The 19814-nt window shown below is 70.4% G+C and carries 18 protein-coding genes and 1 pseudogene; 7 read left to right on the top strand and 12 right to left on the bottom strand.

All coding sequences use genetic code 11. The features are described 5' to 3' along the window. Positions 1-60 precede the first annotated feature (60 nt). From Q0D75_RS08710 to Q0D75_RS08690, 5 genes are all read right to left on the bottom strand, one after another. Positions 61-954: a phosphatase PAP2 family protein gene (locus tag Q0D75_RS08710; RefSeq protein WP_366513428.1), complete on the bottom strand. Its 894-nt coding sequence runs from the start codon at positions 952-954 to the stop codon at positions 61-63. Further along, entirely contained in the window at positions 951-1952 is a 1002-nt protein-coding gene (locus Q0D75_RS08705; RefSeq protein WP_291051895.1) for a diacylglycerol kinase family protein, read from the bottom strand. Before Q0D75_RS08705 ends, Q0D75_RS08710 begins: the two co-directional genes overlap by 4 nt. 25 nt (positions 1953-1977) lie before the next feature. Further along, positions 1978-2571 carry a TetR family transcriptional regulator C-terminal domain-containing protein gene (locus tag Q0D75_RS08700; protein ID WP_291051892.1) on the bottom strand — a complete coding sequence of 198 codons (594 nt, stop codon included), beginning with the start codon at positions 2569-2571 and terminating at the stop codon, positions 1978-1980. A gap of 87 nt (positions 2572-2658) precedes the next feature. Then, the gene (locus tag Q0D75_RS08695; protein ID WP_291051888.1) at positions 2659-4218 is read right to left on the bottom strand and encodes an APC family permease; all 1560 of its coding nucleotides are present in this window, start codon (positions 4216-4218) and stop codon (positions 2659-2661) included. 181 nt (positions 4219-4399) lie between these two features. Continuing rightward, positions 4400-5125, bottom strand: a complete 726-nt coding sequence (locus tag Q0D75_RS08690; RefSeq protein ID WP_366513427.1) for a helix-turn-helix domain-containing protein — start codon at positions 5123-5125, stop codon at positions 4400-4402. Between the two features lie 145 nt (positions 5126-5270). Between Q0D75_RS08690 and Q0D75_RS08685 the strand changes: the two genes are divergently transcribed. The 5 genes and pseudogenes from Q0D75_RS08685 to Q0D75_RS08665 all read left to right on the top strand — a co-directional run bounded on the left by Q0D75_RS08685 (position 5271) and on the right by Q0D75_RS08665 (position 11846). Then, positions 5271-5927 carry a TetR/AcrR family transcriptional regulator gene (locus Q0D75_RS08685; RefSeq protein ID WP_291051882.1) on the top strand — a complete coding sequence of 219 codons (657 nt, stop codon included), beginning with the start codon at positions 5271-5273 and terminating at the stop codon, positions 5925-5927. Further along, positions 5924-7669, top strand: a pseudogene (locus tag Q0D75_RS08680) (MDR family MFS transporter). The gene Q0D75_RS08685 and the pseudogene Q0D75_RS08680 overlap by 4 nt, the downstream one beginning before the upstream one ends. Positions 7670-7858: 189 nt before the next feature. Next, on the top strand, positions 7859-9298 hold the full coding sequence (locus tag Q0D75_RS08675) for an aldehyde dehydrogenase family protein (RefSeq protein ID WP_291051879.1): 1440 nt from the start codon (positions 7859-7861) through the stop codon (positions 9296-9298). Further along, positions 9298-10161 carry a molybdenum cofactor biosynthesis F family protein gene (locus Q0D75_RS08670; RefSeq protein ID WP_291051876.1) on the top strand — a complete coding sequence of 288 codons (864 nt, stop codon included), beginning with the start codon at positions 9298-9300 and terminating at the stop codon, positions 10159-10161. The genes Q0D75_RS08675 and Q0D75_RS08670 overlap by 1 nt, the downstream gene beginning before the upstream one ends. Further along, a complete protein-coding gene (locus tag Q0D75_RS08665; RefSeq protein ID WP_291051873.1) occupies positions 10158-11846 on the top strand; it encodes an amidohydrolase in 1689 nt (562 codons plus the stop codon). The genes Q0D75_RS08670 and Q0D75_RS08665 overlap by 4 nt, the downstream gene beginning before the upstream one ends. Positions 11847-11945: 99 nt before the next feature. Here the strand turns inward: Q0D75_RS08665 and Q0D75_RS08660 are convergent, their stop codons facing one another. After that, entirely contained in the window at positions 11946-12206 is a 261-nt protein-coding gene (locus Q0D75_RS08660; protein ID WP_291051871.1) for a type II toxin-antitoxin system RelE/ParE family toxin, read from the bottom strand. After that, entirely contained in the window at positions 12203-12466 is a 264-nt protein-coding gene (locus tag Q0D75_RS08655) for a type II toxin-antitoxin system Phd/YefM family antitoxin (protein ID WP_291051869.1), read from the bottom strand. Before Q0D75_RS08655 ends, Q0D75_RS08660 begins: the two co-directional genes overlap by 4 nt. Before the next feature lie 61 nt (positions 12467-12527). Between Q0D75_RS08655 and Q0D75_RS08650 the strand changes: the two genes are divergently transcribed. Both Q0D75_RS08650 and Q0D75_RS08645 read left to right on the top strand, forming a co-directional pair. Beyond that, entirely contained in the window at positions 12528-13028 is a 501-nt protein-coding gene (locus Q0D75_RS08650) for a GNAT family N-acetyltransferase (RefSeq protein WP_291051866.1), read from the top strand. A 27-nt stretch (positions 13029-13055) separates the two neighbouring features. Continuing rightward, positions 13056-14072, top strand: a complete 1017-nt coding sequence (locus tag Q0D75_RS08645) for an alcohol dehydrogenase catalytic domain-containing protein (protein ID WP_291051864.1) — start codon at positions 13056-13058, stop codon at positions 14070-14072. A gap of 4 nt (positions 14073-14076) precedes the next feature. Here the strand turns inward: Q0D75_RS08645 and Q0D75_RS08640 are convergent, their stop codons facing one another. From Q0D75_RS08640 to Q0D75_RS08620, 5 genes are read right to left on the bottom strand one after another with little or no spacing between them, the layout of a single operon-like run. Beyond that, on the bottom strand, positions 14077-15165 hold the full coding sequence (locus Q0D75_RS08640; RefSeq protein ID WP_291051861.1) for an epoxide hydrolase: 1089 nt from the start codon (positions 15163-15165) through the stop codon (positions 14077-14079). A gap of 19 nt (positions 15166-15184) precedes the next feature. After that, a complete protein-coding gene (locus Q0D75_RS08635; protein ID WP_291051859.1) occupies positions 15185-15913 on the bottom strand; it encodes an ATP-binding cassette domain-containing protein in 729 nt (242 codons plus the stop codon). Next, positions 15910-17667: an ATP-binding cassette domain-containing protein gene (locus tag Q0D75_RS08630; RefSeq protein WP_291051856.1), complete on the bottom strand. Its 1758-nt coding sequence runs from the start codon at positions 17665-17667 to the stop codon at positions 15910-15912. The genes Q0D75_RS08635 and Q0D75_RS08630 overlap by 4 nt, the downstream gene beginning before the upstream one ends. After that, positions 17654-18511: a branched-chain amino acid ABC transporter permease gene (locus tag Q0D75_RS08625; RefSeq protein WP_291051854.1), complete on the bottom strand. Its 858-nt coding sequence runs from the start codon at positions 18509-18511 to the stop codon at positions 17654-17656. Before Q0D75_RS08625 ends, Q0D75_RS08630 begins: the two co-directional genes overlap by 14 nt. Before the next feature lie 14 nt (positions 18512-18525). After that, positions 18526-19725 (bottom strand): ABC transporter substrate-binding protein, encoded by a 1200-nt coding sequence (locus tag Q0D75_RS08620; protein WP_291051851.1) that lies wholly within the window; start codon positions 19723-19725, stop codon positions 18526-18528. Between the last annotated feature and the right edge of the window lie 89 nt (positions 19726-19814).

Here is a 19814-nt window from a genome sequence, read left to right as displayed (position 1 = left end):
GTCGCATTTTCGGTCGTTCACTTGCGATCGAACGCACGAAAGTGCGACCAAAGGAGCCCGTCAGGGGTGCGCGGGCGCGGGTGCCACCTCTTCGCGGCGTTTGCGCGTGGTGAGGTACAGGCGGTGCGCGGTGATGATGATCGCGAGCCAGGCCGCGCCGAGGATCCAGCCGGCCAGCACATCGGTGAACCAGTGGTGACCGAGGAAGACACGGCTGAGCCCCACCGTGATCGCGAACACGGCCGCGCCCACGGCGAGGGCCACCCGGGCCCGCCTGGTGTGCCGGCGCAGGATGAGCAGATACGCGATGATGCCGATCACCACGACCGCGTTGAGGGTGTGCCCGCTCGGGAAGGAGGGCGAGTACTCGAACGGCGGCACGGCATCCGAGAGCGGCGGGCGCTGGCGATTGATCAGCTCCTTGCCCGCGACCGTCATGAGCAGCGATCCGCCGCCGGCCGCGACGATCAGCACGACCGGGGTCCACGACTTCCGATGAACCGCGAGGATGATCATGCTCACCACGGCGATGGTCGGCATCCCGATGGTGCCGGCGATGTCGGTGTACCCGGTGATCACGGCATCCGCCACCGGACTTCGCAGGGTGAGGGCGAAGTCGAGCAGGGGACGGTCCAGGCCCGCGACACCGTCGGCATCCGCCACCGCGTCGTACACCGCCACGGCCAGGAGGCTGAGCGCGAAGGCGATGCCGGCGCCGATGACGATCGTGACGACGAGGGTGAGGTACGGACCGAAGAAGTCCGACACGCGGCGCGACCCCGCCGCCAGCACGCGGCCGGCTGGGGTGTACCAGTGCGTGAGGTCGGTCTCACCCAGGTAGCGGTCGACCCGCAGCTCGCCCGCGACGCCCGGATCGGGGCCGACGACGGGAGGCCGCTCCGGGAGGCCGGGCGTGCCGGAGTGTGCGGTCTTCTCGGGGAGGTCGGGGCTCACGAGGCGGTGTCGTCCACGGCGCCGATCGTCTCGGCCGTCTCGGCCGTGGCGGTCGGGGTCAGGCCGATGGCCTTGCCGGCCGGAACGGGCAGACGCACGATCAGCGAGCCCGGGTCGACGCCGAAGCGCCCGCGAGTCGTCTCCCCCACCGGGTCGCCGTCGAGCTCGGCGAGCACGGGCTGATCGAGCTCGAACTCGAACTCGCGGCCCGGCCACTGCTTGATCGAGGCGAGGCCGTTGCGGTTGCGGGTGGCCACATCGATGGCCACGCCGAGCCAGCCGGCCACGGCGTTGGGCTGCAGCATCACGAGCTCGAGGTCACCGTCGTCGAGCACGGCGCCGGTGGCGAGCTCGATGTTCGCCACCACCGAGCTGCAGTTGCAGGCGAGCACCATGAGGGTGTTGGTGGGCTCCTCGGCCTTGCCGTCGACGGTGATGGTCGCCTCGAAGCCGCCCTTGAACAGTGCGGGTGCGCCGGCGGCGACGTAGGCGCCCCAGCCGACCTTCTTCTTGAGCTCGTCATCGGTGTTGTCCATGATCTGCGCGTCGAGACCGACGCCGCCCATCACCACGAAGACGCGCTCCTCGCCGTCGTCGAAGGTGGCGGTGCCCACGTCGATCGCGCGGTCCTGCCCGAGCAGGGCGATCTCGACCGCGTCTTCGAGAGACCCGAGCGGCAGGCCGAGGTTGCGCGCCAGCAGGTTTCCGGTACCGCTCGGCAGCAGCCCGTACGGCACCTTCGTGCCGCGGAGCACCGCGGCGACCGCGCGCACGGTGCCGTCGCCGCCCATCGCGCACACCAGGTCGGCGCCCGCATCGAGAGCCTCGTGGGCGGCGGCGGTTCCGGAATCCTCGACCGTCGTCTCGAACCAGAGAGGCTCGTTCCATCCGGCGCGCTCGGCGCCCTGGGCCACGGTCGCCTTCACGGCGTCGACGTCGGCGAACTTGGACGGGTTGATCACGACGGCGACGGTGCGCTCAGCGGCTTCAGTGGGCATGCTCGGACTCTATCCTGAGTGCCGCTCAGTGGCGACGCCAGGGGCGGAGGGCGTGCTCGACCAGGGACCACTGGCGGGCCGCGACACCGATCGAGGTGCGCACCACGTACTCCACCTGCTGGCCGGTGGTGAGCACGAGGAGGGTGTCGACGAGGTCGGCGACGGGGGTGTCGGCGCGCAGGGCGCCGTCGACCACGGCCTCGTCGGCGTGGGCGGTGAGGATGGCGCCCCAGCGGTTCTCGACCTCGATCTGCGTGTGACCCATCTGCGGCTCGGTGGCCACGCGGCCCCAGAAGATCACCACCACGGCGGCCTCCTCCTGGGTGACCTGCTCGAGCGGGAGCATCTCGCGCACCGCCGCTTCGAGGGCGGGCAGGCCGCGCAGCCCCTCGGTGCGGTTCAGGATGCGGGCGGTCGTGTTCTCGAAGATGTGGTGGAAGGCGGCCGCGATCACCGCGTCGAAGTCGTCGAAATAGTGCCAGAGCGAGCCCGTGGCCACGCCGAGCTCCGTCGCCACCGCCCGGCTCGTGCCGGCGCGGCCGCCATCGCGGGCGAGCACCCGCAGGTAGGCGTCGACGATCTCGGTGCGGCGCTTCTCACGGTCGACGATCTTGGGCACGGTGCCATTCTCCCGGATCCGGCCGCGCGGCCGGACGCCGCCCGCCGCGCCCCACCCGTCTCAGGAGGGCGCGGCGCATCCGTCCGCTCAGCCGAGCTCGTTCGGGTGCTCCTCGGCCCCATGGCCGATCTGCTCGTACACCCGCGGGTTGCGGCGGCGCAGCACCAGGCCCCAGACGATGCCGATCAACCCCGGAACGATGACGATCGCCGGCAGGATGAACGTGGTCGCGGTCGCCGGAGCCGTCGGGTCGCTGGTGAGCAGCACGGTGAAGTTCGCGATGATCAGCACGAGCACGGTGGCGAGCGCCACAGCCGCGAGGGCCGGCGCGATCACCCGCGACCAGGGGCCGGCATCCGCATCCCGATGCCGCCGGAAGAAGCCGATCACCGCGATCGACACCACCGTCATCAGCAGCACCAGGCCGAGCGCTCCGGCGTTGGTGAGCCACGTGAACAGCGTCAGCACCGGGAAGAGCTCGGTGGGCAGGCCCTCCGGCGGCACCCACGAGGCACCGGCGATCGCGAAGACCGCGACGACCACCACGGCGAGCACGGTCTGGGTGAGCGATCCGACCGCCGGCGCCCCGCTGCGTTCGCGCACCCGGCCGAGCGCGGCGGGCAGCACGCCCTCGCGGCCGAGCGAGAAGAAGTAGCGGGCGACCGCGTTGTGGAAGCTCACCAGCGCGGCGAACAGGCTCGTGATGAAGAGAACATGGCCGAGGTCGGCGACGATCTGGCCGAGGTGCAGCGCCATGAAATCGAAGATGAGGTCGGGTCCCTGGGTGGCCGACTCGCCGATCACGGCGCTCGGCCCGATGCCGACCGTCATCGCCCAGGCGGACACCATGTAGAAGAGGGCGATGATGCCCACGGCGAGATAGGTGGCACGGGCGACGGTGCGCTTGGGATCTTTCGACTCCTCACCGTAGATGGCGGCCGATTCGAAGCCCATGAACGCGGCGATGCCGAACGCGAGCACGGCGCCGATGCCCGGAACGAAGAGGTTCGCGGGGTCGAGCGCGGCCACGCTCGGGCCTTCGGGTGCCACGGCGAACGAGGCCACGTCGAACACGATCACCACGACGAACTCCAGCACCACCAGGATGCCGAGCACCTTGGCCGAGAGATCGACCCGGTTCACGCCCAGCACGCCCACCACGGCGATGCCCACGAGCACCGGCACCCACCACGGCACGCTGATGCCGAACCACACGGCCAGCTGCGACGACACGGTGAAGCCGAACAGCCCGTAGATGCCGATCTGCATCGCGTTGTACGACACCAGCGCCACGAGCGACGACCCGACGCCGAGCGGACGCCCGAGCCCCTGGGCGATGTAGGCGTAGAAGGCGCCGGCGTTCACCACGTAGCGGCTCATCGCGGCATACCCCACCGCGAACACCGCCAGCACGAGGCCGAGCAGCAGGTAGGAGAGAGGGACGCCGATCACGCCGGTGACCGCGAAGGCGGTCGTCACCCCGCCCGCGAGCACGGTCAGCGGCGCCGAGGCCGCGATGATCATGATGGTGACCGCCGGCACACCGAGGCGCCGCCGGCTCGCCCCGGCCCCGGTGGTTCCGGCCCCGGTGGTGGCTGCGGCCCCGGTGGTGGCCGCCCCGGCGGCGGTAGATTCCGTGCTCGTCATGGCGACGCACCTCCAACTCTCCGGTACCGCCCCGTCGCGATCCCGAAAGCCATTATCGAGCGGATGCTCAGAAACGGATCAGCCCAGAGCGCTCGGCCCTTGACTCAGAGCGAACGGATGCGTGCGCGTGCGGCCCCCGGGCGCTCCAGGCTCATGCGCTCCGGCCCCGGACGCTCCGCCCTCAGGCGACGTCGGCGGCGATGCGGGCGGCGGACTGCTGCAGGCGTTCGGCGATCGCCGCGGCGGGGACGTCGTGATGCACGTAGACGACAGCGAGGGCGGCGGCGGCACGGCCGGGCACGCGGAGCGGCACGGCGATCGCCGAGAGACCGGGGATGACCTCGTCGTGGCTCGTGGCGAAGCCGCCCTCGAGCGGGCCCGTGGCGAGATCCGAGAGCTGCGCGAGCCGTGAGGCCTCCGAACCGTCCGCCACCGCCGCATCGCGGAGCGCCTTCCGCTCGGCCGCCGTCAGGATCGACTGGATGGCGGCACCGGGCGCCCCCACGAGCAGCGAGTGCCGCGTGCCGGGGCGCTGCGCCACGGTGGCGCGGCCGTGCCGCGGCTCGACACTGAAGAGCGTCACGACCTCCGAGCCGTCGAGGATGGTGAGGAACGCCGTCATCTCGAGCTCGGCCGCCAGCGCCCCCAGCTCGGGGAGCGCGGCGCTCTGCAGATCGCGAGCCACCGAGCGGGCCAGCGCCGCGAGCCGCGGCCCGAGTTCGAGCAGGCCCCCCGCATCCCGCACCACCAGCCCGTGCTCCTCCAGCGTGCGCACGATCCGGTAGGTGATCGAGCGGTGCAGCCCGAGCCGCTCGCTCAGCTCGCCGATCGAGAGCGGCTTCTCCGCATCGGCCAGCAGCTCGAGCGCGGTGATGCCCCGCGAGAGTGTCTGCGATGCGGCGGCCATGCCCACCATCCTGGCGCATCACGCGCGGGCGGATCATCACGACGCAGAGGAGTCGACGAGCTGGGCAGCCGGCGACGCTGTGAATTACTGCAGAGAGCGCAACTTTGCGCGTCCGCAAGCTTGCAGATCGTGCAATAATGCAGTTATGCAGAATTCAGTGGACGGGGGCCTGAGAGAGCGCAAGCGCGCCCAGACCTCTGAAGCCATTCATGTGGCAGCGGCAGAACTGGTGCTCGAGCGCGGGCTCGAGGCGACCACCATCGACGCCGTCAGCGAGCGCGCCGACGTGTCGCCTCGCACCTTCTTCAACTACTTCCCGTCGAAAGAAGACGCCGTCCTCGGCATCGACGAGATCGCCGTCTCGGCCGAGCTCGACCGCGAGCGCGACTACACGGGCGATCCTCTCGCCGCCACCTTCGACCTCGTCTACGCCCTGTTCGAGGCGAGCGGCGGGCGCCACGCCAAGACGGCCCTGAAGCGCGAGGTGCTGCAGAAGAACCCGCAGCTGATGACCCGCCAGATGCTGCGCGTGGCCGAACTCGAAGGCCGGCTCAGCGGCATCCTCGCCGGATGGCTGGCCGACGACCCGCGCTTCGCCGGCGGCACCGAGTCCGAGCTCCTCGAAGAGGCCCAGGTCATCCTCGGCATCTGCCTCGCCACCGTGCGGGTGAGCATGCGGCGCTGGGCGACGAACAGCGACGGCGACCCCGGGGGCGCGCCCGAAGCATCCGCCCCCGACCCCCGCAGATCTTACGAGCAGGCCATCACCTCGCTCAGAACCGTATTGGAGAAACTCTCATGACGACCACCGTCGCCACGCACTCGAAACAGACTCCACCGGCGAAACCCGCCGATGGGCACACCGAGGGCACCCCCTCGACCCGCACCATCCTGCTCGTCTTCGCGGGCCTCATGGTCGCGATGCTCCTGGCCTCCCTCGACCAGACCATCTTCAGCACGGCCCTGCCCACCATCGTGGGGCAGCTGAACGGCGTCGAGCACATGCTCTGGGTCACCACCGCCTACATCCTCGCCTCCACCATCGTGATGCCGGTCTACGGCAAGCTCGGCGACCTCATCGGGCGCAAGTGGCTGTTCATCGGCGCGATCTCGATCTTCCTCATCGGCAGCGTGATGGGCGGCCTCGCCGACTCGATGGGAACGCTCATCGCCGGTCGCGCCGTGCAGGGCCTCTGAGGCGGTGGCCTGATGATCCTGGCGCTCGCCATCATCGCCGACGTCGTGCCCGCCCGCCAGCGCGGCAAGTACTCGGGCATCATGGGCGCGGTCTTCGCCGTGTCCAGCGTGGCCGGCCCGCTGCTCGGCGGCTTCTTCACCGACGGCCCCGGCTGGCGCTGGGCGTTCTGGATGAACATCCCCCTGGGCATCCTGGCCATCGTCTCGGCCATCTTCTTCCTGAAGCTGCCCAAGCGCGCGTTCAGCAAGCCGAAGATCGACTTCCCCGGCATGATCGTGCTGGCCCTCGCCGCGACGAGCCTCGTGCTCTTCACCACCTGGGGCGGCACCACCTACGACTGGAACTCGCCGATCATCATCGGCCTCATCGTCGCCACCGTCGTGTTCGCCGTGCTGTTCGTGTTCATCGAGAGCCGCGCCGCCGAGCCCGTCATCCCGCTGAAGCTGTTCACGAACCGCAACTTCAACCTCACCACCGCCGCCGGTCTCATCACCGGCGTGGCCATGTTCGGCGCCCTCGCCTACATGCCCACCTACCTGCAGATGGTCACCGGGGTCGGGGCGACGGATGCCGGCCTCCTCATGATCCCCATGATGGGCGCGCTGCTCGTGGCCTCGATCGGCTCCGGCCAGATCGTCTCGCGCACCGGCAAGTACAAGCTCATCCCGATCGTCGGCATGTTCGTGACCGCACTGGGCCTGTTCCTGCTCTCGACCCTCACGGCCACGACCGCCATCCCGATCATGTGCCTCTACCTCGCCGTGATGGGCCTCGGGCTCGGCATGTCGATGCAGATCCTGGTGCTCGTCGTGCAGAACTCGTTCCCCCGGGCGATCGTGGGAACAGCCACCTCGTCGAACAACTTCTTCCGCCAGATCGGCTCGTCGCTCGGCGCCGCCATCGTGGGAAGCCTGTTCGTGACACGACTCACCGACATCCTCGCCTCGAGCCTGCCGGCGGGTTCGACCGGCGACGGCGGCACCAACTCGCTGACTCCGGCCATCGTGAACGCGCTGCCGGATGCGGCCCGCTCGGTGATCGTGAACGCCTACAACGACGCGCTCACGCCGATCTTCCTGCTGATGGTGCCGCTCGTGCTGGTGGCCGCCGTGCTGCTGATGTTCGTGCAGGAGAAGCCGCTGGCCACCCGCATCGAGAAGACGGATGCGGAGAAGGTGGACGGCGAGAAGGCGGACGGCGACACGGACGCCACCGCCGCGGCATCCGGGGACGATGAGATGTCGCTCAGCCGCGAGCTGCTCGACGAGTCGCTCTCGACCGGGGCCAACCCCACGGCCGAGCCGGTGCTCTCCGGCCGCACCGGGTCGATCCGGGTCACCGACTAGCACCTCCACCCCCGAAGGGCCCGGCTTCCTCGTCGAGGAGCCGGGCCCTTCGTCGTGAGCCGAGCCGCGCATCCGGGCGCTCCTGCACAATCCCCGTTCCTCCAGAGACAAACGGATGCCCGCCCTCCCCGCCGACACTGGACCGACGGCGCACCGAAGCGCCCGGAACCACGTGCAAGGGAGCAGACCATGGCGAAGAGCCTGTACATCGACGGAAGCTGGCAGGACGCCACCGGCGGGAGCTTCGAGACGATCGACCCGGCCACCGCGAACGCGATCGAGGAGGTCGGCAACGCCTCCGAGGCCGATGTCGACGCCGCCGTCGCCGCAGCACGGGCCGCTCTGTCGAAGCAGGAGTGGGCGGGCCTCCTGCCGGTGCAGCGCGCGCACCTGCTGTTCAAGCTCGCCGACGCCATCGAGGCCCACGCCGAAGATCTCGCCCGCCTCGAGACGCTCGACCAGGGTCAGCCGCTCGGCATCTCGCGCAGCGTGAGCGTGGCGGGCGCCGCCGAGCACTTCCGCTACTACGCGGGCTGGGTCACGAAGATCCAGGGCACCACGAACCCGGTCTCCTTCCCCGACACCCTGCACTACACGCGGCGCGAGCCGGTGGGCGTGAACGCGCTGGTCACGCCCTGGAACTTCCCGCTGATGATCCTCGCCTGGAAGCTCGCCCCCGCGCTGGCCACCGGCAACACCGTGGTGATCAAGCCCAGCGAGGTCACGCCGCTCACCAGCATCCGTCTGGTGCAGCTGGCCGAAGAGGTTGGCTTCCCGGCCGGCGTCATCAACCTGGTCACCGGTGGCGGCGATGTGGGCGCCCTGCTCTCCAGCCACATGGACGTCGACCACCTCTCGTACACCGGGTCGACCGCCGTCGGCCGCATCATCACCAAGGCCAGCGCCGACTCGAACCTCAAACGCCTCACCCTCGAACTCGGCGGCAAGGCGCCGAGCATCATCGCGGCCGACGCGAACATCGACGCGGCCGTGGGCGGCAACCTGATGGGCGGCACCCTCAACAGCGGCCAGGTCTGCGCCGCGTACACCCGGTTCTACGTCGACAAGAAGCGCGAGCAGGAGTTCGTCGACAAGCTGTCCGGCGGCCTCTCCGGCCTCACCCTCGGTTCGGGCCTGGACGAGTCGAGCCAGCTCGGCCCGCTGGTCTCCGAGAAGCACATCGGCCACGTCGAGCGCCTCGTGCGCACCGGCGTCGACGAGGGCGCCTCCCTCGTCACGGGCGGCAACCGCACCGGCGAGAACGGCTACTTCTTCGAGCCCACCCTGTTCACCGGGGTGACGGATGAGATGACCATCATCCGCGAAGAGATCTTCGGCCCGGTGCTGGCCGTCACCACCTACGACGACGCCGACGAGCTCGACGCGCTGATCGCCCGTGCCAACGACTCGCAGTACGGCCTGGCCGCCACCATCTGGACGCAGGACATCGCCACCTCCCAGCGGCTGGCCAACGGCATCAAGGCCGGCGCCGTGTTCGTGAACATGCCGCCCATCCCCGACATGGCCGCTCCCTGGGGCGGGTACAAGGCCTCCGGCTGGGGCCGCGAGATGGGGCCGTGGGCGATCGACGCCTACACCGAGGTCAAGTCGGTCTGGCTGCACTACTGATGAGCACGGCACTGAACCCGTCCGACACCTCCACCTGGTTGCCGCTGGACGGGCTCGCGCCCGGCTTCGACGCCAACCGCGCGCCTCTGTCGTCGGTTCTGGCCGGCCGCACCCTCACGGTGACCGACCCGCGCGGCACGCGGATCGTGCACCGCTTCGGCGACTCCCGTGTCGACTGGGAGTACCGGCCCGGCGAGGGCGACCCCATCGCGGCCGCCGCCCACAGCGACGACTACGAGGCCTTCGACGTCGACGACGAGCTGGTGTACGTGCAGTTCCACCACGAGTACCTGCCCGAGGAGGCGGTGTCGATGGTGCTCGATCTGCGCTCGGGCGAGGTGCTCACGGTGATCAGCATCGTCGGGCCCGAGGGCCAGGTGCCGCGGGTGCAGCAGATCGTCGCGCCCGGGCGCCTGGAGGAGGTGGCGTCGCCGGCCGGCCCGGCCACCCCGGCGGCCCCGCATCCGTCGACCGAGTTGATCGGCCGGCGCGCCTTCTGGGTCTACAGCCCCGAGCACGCCTACGAGCACCTCTACCTCTCGCCCGAGTGGTACACCTGGCAGTGCCTGGCGGGCCCCGAGCGCGGACTCGCCGATACGGATGCCAACACGGTCTGGCAGATCCGCCCCGGTATCTACCTGTTCGCGTGGCGCGAGAAGGTCATTCCCTGCGCCTCGGTGACGATCGCCGACCACCGCAGCGCGCAAGCCCTGCGCTCGCACGGTGCGCTCTTCGGGCTCGACGGATCGGGCGCGGGGTACGTGCACTTCACGTTCGGGGCGCACGGGCGGCTGCTGTCCACCACCGTGCATCCGGAGGGGTTCTCGCCCGAGCAGTTCGGCGGGGTGGAGGCCGCGTCGTGAGCGCGCCCGTGCTCGCCGTTCGCCTGTTCACGAACGGACGCATCTTCACCGGGCACCCGGGCGGCGAGCGCTTCGTCGAGTGCGTGGCGGCGAGCACGGCCGACGGCCGCATCCTCGCGCTCGGCGGCGAGGCCGAGGTGCGCGCGGCGGTCGACGCGTGGGTTCAGGATGCCGGTGCGCCCGATCCGCAGATCGAGCTCGTCGACCTCGGGGGCGCGTTCGCCATGCCCGGCTTCGTCGACGTGCACAACCACCACGCCCTGGCCGGGCGCAGCGCCCTGTTCGAGCTCGAGGTCTCGCCGACGGCCTCTCTCGACGAGTTGCTCGACGCGGTGCGCGGGCACGCGTCGACCCTCGGGGCCGACGACTGGGTCGTGGGCGGCGCGTGGGGCAGCACCCTGCTCGACGAGCTCGCGACCCGAGATGCGCTCCGCCGCCTGGACGACGCCGCGGGCGGGCGGGCCGTGATGCTCGCCGACGACAGCCGGCACAACCGCTGGGTGAGCTCCCGCGCGCTGGCGCTGGCCGGCATCGGAGACGACTTCGTGCCGGAGGGCGGCGGAGTCGCGCTCCGCGATCCGTCGACCGGCGCGCTCACCGGCGTGCTGCTCGAGGCGGCCGGCATCCCGGTCGCCGAGGCGCAGGCCCGCGCCGGCGGCCTCGATGCCGCCCAGCACCGCGCGAGCTCGAAGAAGGGCGTCGAGATGCTGTCGGGCTTCGGCGTGACGGCGTTTCAGGATGCGGCGGCCTCGCTCGACATCCTCGCCGCTCTCAAGGGTCTCGACGACGACGGGGAGCTGGATGCCTGGGTGGTCAGCTCGGTGCTCGTGAACGACGAGATCTTCGGCTTCTCCCCCATCGGCGACGAGCTGATCGAGCGCGCGGAGGCCTTCCGCAGCGCCCACCACCGCCCCGACTTCGTGAAGATCTTCCTCGACGGGGTGCCGCCGGCGCGCACGGGCGCCTTCCTCGAGCCGTACCTGCCCGACGACGCCCACGGCGATCACTTCCACGGGCACAGCACGATGGATCCGGACGAGTTGTACGACTGGCTGCGCCGCACGGCCGCGCGCGGGCTCTCGGCGAAGATCCACTGCACGGGCGACGCTTCGGCCCGGCAGGTGCTCGACGTGGTCGAGCGGCTGCGCGCGGAGGGCGTGACCGCGCGGTACCAGATCGCCCACGGCCAGTTCGTCTCCGACGCCGACATCGCGCGCTTCGCCGCCCTCGACGTGGCCGCCGACATCTCGCCGTTCATCTGGTTCCCGGGCGTGATCCCGGATGCCATCGCCGCGGTGCTGCCCGCCGGCCGGGCCGAGCGGATGCAGCCCAATCGCGCGCTGCTCGACTCGGGAGCGCTGGTGGCCGGCGGATCCGACTGGCCGGTGAGCGAGTCGCCGAACCCGTGGGAGGGGATCGAGAGACTGGTGACGCGCGCCGACCCTCTGGGCCGCGCATCCGGAACCCTCTGGCCCGAGCAGGCCATCTCGCTCGAGGACGCCCTCGCGGTGTTCACCCTCTCGGCCGCCACGGCCATGGGCCTCGGCGCCGAGACCGGTTCGCTCGCGGTCGGCAAGTCGGCCGACCTCATCACCCTCGACCACGACCCCTTCGAGGTGCCCCCCACCGCCCTGCACACCCTCAGAGTCGCCCGCACCTACTTCGCCGCCCGCCGCGTGCACTGACCCCCGCGCGCCCCGCGCCGCCCACCCGTCACGGTGTGCCGCTATGACCCACGAATAGCGGCACACCGTGACGGGTCGACATCGGTTGCGCCTCGCCTGTCAGCGGTCGTAGACCTCACGACGGTGGGCTGCCCGAACGACCGAGACGACCAACTCGTCATCGAGCACGTCGTAGATGACCCGGTAGTCACCGACGCGGATACGCCAGGCCGTCTGTTCTCCGACCAGCTTCTTGGCCCCGTGAGGACGCGGATCGTCTCCCAGGTCGTCGATCGCATCGAGCACGCGGTCCCGAGCCGGACGCGGAAGCTTTCTGATCTGCCGGGCGGCGGCTCCGGTGAATTCGACCTCGTAGCTCACGAAGCCAGGTCGGCCCGCAGTTCAGCTAGAGGCACTCGAGTGCCGTCATCCGTCGCCTTGGCCTCACGATAGGCCGCGACGTCTTGCGCCATCTCGAATTCTTCCAGCGCCTCCAGATCGGCGACGCTGACGAGCACCGCAGCGAGCTTGCCGTTGCGAGTCACCCCGATGCGCTCCCCGGCGTACATCGTGCGCCCGAGCACGTCAGAGAGCTGACTGCGCAGCTCGCGCGTGGTGATCTCGCTCTTCACACTGTCCATGTGTACATGGTAGCACTTAGCGTTATTGTGTACACACATCGACCTCCGCTAGCCTCTGCGCATGATCGAACTCACGCTGCCGCCCGCACTGCTTCCGCCGTCGACCTCGGTGAAGACCTCTTACCTCGTCGGCGAGCAGGCCGACATGCTGCACCGCGGGGAGGACACCGCGTGGCTGCGCGAGGCCAGTCGCGACTTCGACGCGTTCGTGGCCGAGCGCACCGGCGTGCGGGAGCGGTGGGGCGTTCCGTCGGAGCTCTTCTGGTACACCTCGGGCGAGTACTACCTCGGCTCGCTCGTCATCCGGCACCGGCTGACCGACGACGAGGGCGGCGGGCACATCGGATACCACGTGGTCTACCCGTGGCAGCGCCAGGGGCACGCCACACGGATGCTGCACGACGCCCTCGCACGCTGCGCCGACCTGGGCATCGAGCGGGCGCTGCTTACCGTCGCGCCGGACAACGCCGCCTCGCTCGAGGTCGTGCGCCGTAATGGCGGCGTCGCCGACGGCATCAACCACGAGGGCGAACTGCGCTTCTGGGCCGACACCCCCCGCTGACCGGCATCCGCCCCTACGATGTGGAGCATGAGGGCGTACGTGATCACCGGGCCCGGCGAGGGCGCCGTGCAGGATGTGGAGGCACCGGCCGCGACGGCCGGGAACGTCGTGATCGACGTCGAACGGGTGGGCGTCTGCGGCACCGACGCCGCGTTCTACAGCGGGCAGATGCCGTTCCTGCACAACGGGCTGGCGGAGTATCCGCTGCGCCTCGGCCACGAGTGGAGCGGCACGGTCACCGCCGTCGGCGAGGGGGCGGATGCTGCGCTGCTCGGGCGCCGCGTGACCGGCGACACCATGCTCGGCTGCGGAACCTGCCGCCGCTGCCTGGGCGGCCACCAGCACGTGTGCGAGTTCCGCTTCGAGGTGGGCGTGCGCGGAGGCTTCCCGGGTGCCCTCGCCGAGCAGCTCGCGATGCCCGCGCGGGCCATCCATCCGCTTCCCGACGAGCTCGACCCCGACCTGGGCGCTCTCGTCGAGCCCGGCGGCAACGCCCTGCGCGCGGTCTGGGGCGCGGCACTCACCGAGGGCGATCGCACCCTCGTGCTCGGCGCCGGCACCATCGGCCTGCTCGCGGCGATGTTCGCCCGGGCGCAGGGAGCCGAGGTGCACCTGATGGGCCGCTCGGAGCGATCCCTCGAGTTCGCCCGCACGCTCGGTTTCGACGGGGTCTGGACCGCCGACGAGCTGCCGGATCTGCCGTTCGGCGCGGTCATCGACGCCTCGAACGGCCCCGCGCTCCCGGCGAAGGCGCTCGAGCTCGTGGAGCCCGCCGGCCGGGTGGTCTACATCGGGCTCGCGAGCACGCCGAGCCTCGTCGACACCCGGAACCTGACCCTGAAGGACGTCACGGCCGTGGGCGTGCTGAGCGGTTCCCCGAGTATGAGCGCCGCGATCGACCTCTTCGCCGCCGGCGCCATCGACCCGCGCCCGCTCATCGGTGCGACGGTCGGCCTGTCGGCGGTCGGTGCCGTGCTGTCCGGCGAGCGCCCAGCCGACGCGGGCCCCGGCCCGAAAATGCTGGTCGACCCGCAGTCGGCGTGATGCCTCAGCCCGCGAGACCGATGGCTGCGCGCACCCCGGTGAGGTAGTCGCCCGGGCGTTCGAAGGCCGCAAAGTGACCTCCCCGTTCGAACTCCTGCCAGTGCTGCACCGCGAAGAAGCGCTCGGCGAACGCACGCGGGGCGTTCACCAGGTCTTTCGGGAAGACCGTGAACGCCGTCGGGGCGGTGATCGGCTCCCAGGCCATCGCCGAGCCTTCGGCATAGGGCGAGAACGACGTGCCGATGCAGTTCTCGAACCAGTACGACGAGATCCAGGTCAGCAGGTCGTCCTTCGGGAAGATCGACTCCACGTCGCCGTCGCAGTCGGTCCAGCCGTGCAGCTTCTCCAGGATCCAGGCCGCCAGCCCCGCGGGCGAGTCGCCGAGAGAGGCGGCGAGGGTCTGCAGCTTGGTGGACTGCTCGTGCATGTAGCCGCCCTCGGCCGCCTGCCAGCGCGCACCGTGCTGCACGTAGGCCTGCTCGGCCGGGTCGAGATCGGTGGGCGGATTCTGCAGATAGTGCAGCTGCGACACATCGGTCAGGTGCAGGGCGGCCACCTCGTCGCGCCGTTCGGCGGCGAGCGCCTCGGCCACGTCGCAGCCGATGTCACCGGCCGACAGGATGTACCGGTCGTACCCCAGGTCGGCCAGCGCCTCTCCGACGACCGAGGCCATCGCCTCCGACCCGAGGCCGCGCTCGGGCACCGGATGGGCGAACGGGAAGCCCGGCAGCGCGGGCACCACCAGGTTCACGTCCTGCAGCTGCGGCAGGATCCGCTCGAAACGCAGGATCGAGTCGGGCCAGCCGTGCAGCAGCACCACGGTCGGGGCATCCGGACCCACCCGCTGATGGATGGCCCGCAGCGGCCGCTCCCGGCCGGCGACGACCCAGGGGTAGCTGCGGATGCGCTCTTCATGCGCCCGCCAGTCGTACTCGGTGCACCAGTACTCGACGAGCTCGGCCAGGTACTCCGGCGGAACGCCCCTCGACCATCCCGGAGCAGCTGCCACCGGGGCCGGGCGGTACCGTTCCAGACGCTGCCGGAGATCGTCGAGCGCTTCGGGAGACACGGCGGCGGGGGCATCTGTGGACATGCCCTCAACCTAACCCCCGCTACCCCAGGTACGCCTTGCGGAGCGTGTCGGGCTCGTCCAGCAGGCGGGAGGCGGGGCCCGCGTAGCTGACGCGGCCGCTCGTGATGACCAGGGCATCCGTCGAGATGCCGAGCGCGAGCTGCGCGAACTGCTCCACCAGCAGCACACCCACACCGGTGGCCGCGAACTGCTGCACGATCGGCAGCAGCCGGAGGAACACCACGGGCGCGAGGCCGAGCGACATCTCGTCGATCAGCAGCACCTTCGGGCGCGCGGCGAACGCCCGGGCGAGCACCACCATCTGCTGCTCGCCACCGGAGAGCAGCGCGGTCGCCGAGTCGAGGCGCTTCTCGAGCTCGGGGAAGTACTCCAGGGTGCTCTGAACGACGGATGCGTCGCGCGAGGCCAGCTGCAGGTTCTCGCGCACGGTGAGCGAGGGGAAGATCGCTCGCCCCTGCTCGACGTGCACGATGCCGAGCTTCGCGCGGCGGCGCCGGGAGAGCTTGGTGATGTCGACGCCGTCGAAGACGGCCGATCCGGAGCCCGCCTGGATCACCCCCGAGATCGACTCGAGCAGGCTCGTCTTGCCGGCGCCGTTCGGGCCCACCACCGCGGTGATGGAGCCGGGCACCACCGCGAGCGAGACATGCGAGATGACGGGGCCGATGCCGCGGCTCACCGTGAGGTCGTCGAGCACCAGGGTTCCGGATGCTCCGGCCCCGGCGGTCACGTCTGCGTGCGTGTTCACAGCATCTCCGTCTCGCCCATGTAGGCCTTCAGTACCTCGGGGTCGTTCATCACCGTCTCCTGCGAGCCGCTCGCGAGCACCGCGCCGAAGTTCAGCACCGTGATGCTCGAGCAGACGCTGCGCACCAGATCGAGGTCGTGCTCGATGATCAGGATGCTCGTGCCGTAGCGCGCCGGGATCATCCGCAGCCGCTGACCGAACGCCACGTGCTCCTCGTGCGAGAGACCCGCAGCGGGCTCGTCGAGCACGAGCAGCCGGGGCTTCGCGGCGAGGTTCGCCGCCACCTCCACGAGCCTGCGCGTGCCCACGTCGACGTTCACGATGCGGGTCGAGGCCGGCGGGCAGCCGATGAACGCCAGCACCTCGGCGATCGCCACCGGCTCGGCCTCGCCGCGCGCGATGAACGCCACGTAGTCGCCCACGGTGAGGCTCGGCGGCACGCGGTCCTGCTGGAAGGTGCGGCGAAGGCCGAGACGCGCCCGCTTGTGTGGGGGCAGCCCGTCGAGCGCATCGCCGCCCAGCCGCACGGTTCCCTCGTGCTGGGGCAGGAAGCCGGCGACCGCATCCACGAACGTCGACTTGCCGGCGCCGTTCGGGCCGATCAGTCCGACGATCGCGCCCTCGTCGACCGTGAGATCGACGTTCTGCAGCGCCTTCACCTGCCCGAACGACACCGAGAGGCCGGTGACCGTCAGCAGCGGCTTGCCCGACCCCGAGCCGGACCCCGACGCCTGGAGGCTCGCCTCGAACGCCTCGTCGCTCAGCGGCACGAGCCCGGTCGAGGTGCCCGCACCGCGCCGGTGCCGCCGCTTCGTGAGGGCGTTGCGCAGATCCTGACCCAGGTTCGAGTTGGTGGTGAGCGCCTGGATGCCGAGCGCGCCGAACACCACGAAGCCCCAGTCCTGAGGGATCCCGAAGCGCTTCAGCAGCTCCGGGATGAGCACCCAGAGGATGCCGCCGAATACCGCCATCTCGATCAGGTACGCGCCCGAGACGATCGCCAGCACGTAGAGCGCGAGCGACTGGATGGTGCTGAATCCGGCCGGGTACGCGGTGCCCACCTGGCCCGCGATCAGGCCGCCCGCGATGCCCGCGATCGCGGCGCTCACGGCGAAGGCCGAGAGCTTGGCGAGCCGCACGCTGGTGCCCGCCGAGGCGGTGCCGCGCTCGGAGAACGCGACCGAGCGCCATCCGCTGCCGAACCGGCTGCGCTGCAGGTAGTGCACCGCCACCGCGATCACCACGAGCACGATCGCGCAGAAGAAGAAGAACCCGCGGTCATCGAGAAAGCCCTCGGGTCGCGGCACCTTCGTGCCCTGCGGAGCGCCGGGGAACTGGGTCTTCAGAAGGGTCGCATCCGCCGCCGCCGCGAAGCCGAGCGTCACCACGGCGAGGTTCACGCCCCGCAGCCGCAGCGCCGGCAGACCGATCACCACACCGGCGAGACCGGCCACGACCCCGCCCGCGACGAGCCACAGGATGTAGCCTCCCGGCACGTCGAGCACGGTGAAGAGCGAGACGATCCAGGCGCCGACGGCGGCGAAGGTGAGCTGGCAGAGCGCGATCATGCCCGCGGTGCCGGTGACGATGCCGAGGCCGAGCAGCGCGATCGTCGCCACGATGGCGGTGATCGCGAGATACACGAGGTAGGTCGGCAACAGCGCGCTGAGCGCGAACGCCACCAGCACGGCGACGACGCCGAAGACGAGGGGCGAGATCCGGCGGGAGCGGAAGAGCGTGTCAACGAGCGGCATCCCACACCTCCTTGCGCTGGTTCCAGAGAAGGAAGACGACGATGAGCACGAGCGGGATCCAGTCGCGCACGAGCGACAGCTCGGGGAACTGGGCGGTGGCCCCCTGCAGCATCCCGAGCCCGAGACCGCCGATCACGGCGAGGTCGAGCCGGCGGAAGCCGCCGACCAGGGCCGCGGCCGAGGCCGGGATGACCAGCAGCGAGAGCGAGGCCGCGTCGCTGGTCTGGGTGGGGGCGACGATGGCGATGGCCACCGCCACGATCAGGCCGGTGACCAGCCAGACGCCGATGGCGAACGGCTTCACCGGAACGCCCATCAGCTCGGCGGCCACCGGCCGGTCGGCGATCGCCCGGAGGGTCGTGCCGACTCCGGTCTTGGAGAGCACCACCTTCGCGGCGATCGCCACCACGATGGCCAGCGCCACCATCACGACGGTCACCTGGCTGACGACCACCCCGCCGACCTCGAAGGCGGGGCCCGGGAAGATCGCCCGGAAGGTCTTCGGCTTGGTGCCGAACAGGATGTACGACATCGAGATCAGCAGCAGCAGCGAGGCCACCGTCACCGCCGAGCGGGCGCTGATGGATGCCTCGGGCAGCCAGGTGGCGATGATCCAGCCGATCAGCCCCGAGAGCACCACCCCGCAGAGGATGCCGAGGAAGACGGCGAGCCCCTGCGGGACATCCGCTTCGGCGAACATCACGGCGATGAACGCGCCGAACATGCCGATCGCGGCTTGCGAGAAGTTGATGACCTTCACCAACTGCGCCATGAGGGTGAGGCAGACGGCGATCACGGCATACACGCCGCCCGCCGCCAGCCCCGCCAGTGCTCCCTGAAGCATCTGAGCTCGACGCCTTACTTCGCGAACGACTCGGCGGTCACCCAGGTGTCGGCCGCGTTCGACCAGGTGGTCGCTCCGGGCTCGATCACGATGGGCCAGCCGGCCGTGTTGGAGGAGTGCGCGTCATCGGGACCGAACAGCCACGGGGTACCCGCCATCGGGGTCTCGTAGCCTTCGGTCTGGGCCTTGAACGCCGCCGTGACGGTCTCGCGGGTGATGTCGCCGTCCATGCTCTTGAGCATCTCGATGAAGTTGTTCGCCGCGAGGTAGCCGCCCTGCGCGAACGAGGTCAGCGGTACGTCGTGCTTCTCCATCAGCGCCCGCCAGTCGCTGTTCGCCTCGTTCGACTCGTCGGTGTACGGAGCGAACTCGGCCGGAACGTACACGCCCTTGCCCACGAAGCTCGCCGCCTCGGCGAACTGCGCCGAGTAGGCCGAGGTGAGGAAGAGGAAGGTCATGTCGGTCATGCCCTGCGCCTCGGCCGCCTTCAGCACGCCCGCGGCATCCGGCTCGACGCCGTTGCTGTAGATGGCGTCGCAGCCGGCCTCCTTGGCCTTGATCACGTAGGGCGTGTAGTCGGATCCGCCGTACGGCACGGTGTCGTCGAGCATCGCGAAGTCCTTGCCGGTGGCCGCGGTCCAGTTGTCGAAGGCCTCCTGGTAGGCCGCCCGGGTGGAGCCGGCGATCTCGAGCAGGCCGCAGATCTTCTTGAGGCCGAGCGTCTCCGATCCGTAGCTCAGGGTCAGCTGCGTGTCGAGGTAGGGGCCCGCGTTCGTGGGCGAGATGTTCGGGGTGCTGAAGCAGAACGGGTCGACGCCGGTGCCCTGCACCGAGACGATGCCGCTCTGCTCGTAGTAGTCGGCGTTGACCTCGCAGTCGAGCAGGCTGGCCGAGCCCACGAGGGCGACGGCGTTGGTGCTCTCGACCGCGTCGCGAGCGGCGGAGGACGCTGCCGAGGGGTCGCCCTTGTCGTCGAGGGCGGTGTACTCGATCGGCCGGCCGTCCAGGCCGCCCGCCGCGTTGAACTCGTCGAACACGGCCTGCGCCGCGGCGGAGGCCTCGGGGAAGGTCGCGGCGCCGCTCAGCGCGTTGACCGAGGCGACGACGATGGGGTCGCCGGTCGCGGTGGATTCGTCGGCGTTGCTGCCGGAGCATCCGGCCAGCACCAGGGCGCTGCTCGCGGTGATCGCCGCGAAGACGATAGTGCGCTTCATGTTTCGCATGTGCGTTACCTCTCGGGATTCCGTGCGCGACCTCGGTGTCGCGCATCGGCACTGCTCAGCTGCGGGAGCTGTGGTTCTGG

Origin of the sequence: Herbiconiux sp. (assembly GCF_023264855.1) — a bacterium.
GTDB lineage: Bacteria > Actinomycetota > Actinomycetes > Actinomycetales > Microbacteriaceae > Herbiconiux.
Note: the sequence above shows the minus strand (reverse complement) of the source record. Positions and strands in the feature narration are given on the sequence as shown.

What these genes read in the sequence shown, in the direction of transcription:
- Q0D75_RS08675 (WP_291051879.1), top strand. Translation starts at nt 7,859, where the DNA reads ATGGCGAAGAGCCTGTACATCGACGGAAGCTGGCAGGACGCCACCGGC.
- Q0D75_RS08650 (WP_291051866.1), top strand. Translation starts at nt 12,528, where the DNA reads ATGATCGAACTCACGCTGCCGCCCGCACTGCTTCCGCCGTCGACCTCG.
- Q0D75_RS08705 (WP_291051895.1), bottom strand. Translation starts at nt 1,952, where the DNA reads ATGCCCACTGAAGCCGCTGAGCGCACCGTCGCCGTCGTGATCAACCCG.
- Q0D75_RS08695 (WP_291051888.1), bottom strand. Translation starts at nt 4,218, where the DNA reads ATGACGAGCACGGAATCTACCGCCGCCGGGGCGGCCACCACCGGGGCC.
- Q0D75_RS08645 (WP_291051864.1), top strand. Translation starts at nt 13,056, where the DNA reads ATGAGGGCGTACGTGATCACCGGGCCCGGCGAGGGCGCCGTGCAGGAT.
- Q0D75_RS08620 (WP_291051851.1), bottom strand. Translation starts at nt 19,725, where the DNA reads ATGAAGCGCACTATCGTCTTCGCGGCGATCACCGCGAGCAGCGCCCTG.
- Q0D75_RS08655 (WP_291051869.1), bottom strand. Translation starts at nt 12,466, where the DNA reads ATGGACAGTGTGAAGAGCGAGATCACCACGCGCGAGCTGCGCAGTCAG.
- Q0D75_RS08690 (WP_366513427.1), bottom strand. Translation starts at nt 5,125, where the DNA reads ATGGCCGCCGCATCGCAGACACTCTCGCGGGGCATCACCGCGCTCGAG.
- Q0D75_RS08640 (WP_291051861.1), bottom strand. Translation starts at nt 15,165, where the DNA reads ATGTCCACAGATGCCCCCGCCGCCGTGTCTCCCGAAGCGCTCGACGAT.
- Q0D75_RS08630 (WP_291051856.1), bottom strand. Translation starts at nt 17,667, where the DNA reads ATGCCGCTCGTTGACACGCTCTTCCGCTCCCGCCGGATCTCGCCCCTC.
- Q0D75_RS08670 (WP_291051876.1), top strand. Translation starts at nt 9,298, where the DNA reads ATGAGCACGGCACTGAACCCGTCCGACACCTCCACCTGGTTGCCGCTG.
- Q0D75_RS08685 (WP_291051882.1), top strand. Translation starts at nt 5,271, where the DNA reads ATGCAGAATTCAGTGGACGGGGGCCTGAGAGAGCGCAAGCGCGCCCAG.
- Q0D75_RS08625 (WP_291051854.1), bottom strand. Translation starts at nt 18,511, where the DNA reads ATGCTTCAGGGAGCACTGGCGGGGCTGGCGGCGGGCGGCGTGTATGCC.